This is a genomic window from Paenibacillus sp. MER 99-2 (assembly GCF_023714095.1).
Lineage (GTDB): Bacteria > Bacillota > Bacilli > Paenibacillales > Paenibacillaceae > Paenibacillus.
Genome location: NZ_JAMAUZ010000032.1, coordinates 1 through 466, shown reverse-complemented (window position 1 = coordinate 466; position 466 = coordinate 1). Strand labels below are relative to the sequence as shown.

Annotated in this window: 2 protein-coding genes; both read right to left on the bottom strand. The window is 68.9% G+C overall.

From position 1 onward, the window contains the following. Positions 1–255 (bottom strand): hypothetical protein (locus M3636_RS29145; RefSeq protein WP_251384755.1); only part of this gene is annotated, 255 nt, incomplete at its 3' end. Continuing rightward, positions 252–466, bottom strand: a 215-nt coding sequence (locus tag M3636_RS29140; protein WP_251384754.1) for a hypothetical protein, incomplete at its 5' end; no start/stop codon positions are given. The genes M3636_RS29145 and M3636_RS29140, both read right to left, overlap by 4 nt.

Here is a 466-nt window from a genome sequence, read left to right as displayed (position 1 = left end):
CTCGTGCAGGAACTCGATCATCATCAGACCTTCCGGCACCTGCATCGGACCGACGGTCTTGCCGTTGATCCTGACCGACAGCGGTTTCTGCTGGAACCGGACGAGCGGACGCTCGACTGCGGCCGCGGCCGATGCCGGCGCAGCCGGGGCAGCGGGAACGGACGCCGATGCGGCCGAAGTTGCCGCCGGTGCGGAAGCGCCAGTCGCAGCCACGCTGGCGCTCGCGGCCGAAGCCGCGGTTTGGGCGGTCGTCATGCGAGCACCTCCTGAATCTTTTGCGGGGTCACCGGCAGGTCGGTGAAACGATGGCCGATCGCGTGCGCGATGCCGTTCACGATCGCGCCGACGACGGGGATCATCACCACTTCGGCGACACCCTTCGGCGGATCGGTCTCGGACAGCGGCGGCAGCATGTCGCCCGTCTGCGTCCAGACGGCGACGTCGGACGCGCGCGGCAGCTGGTAAC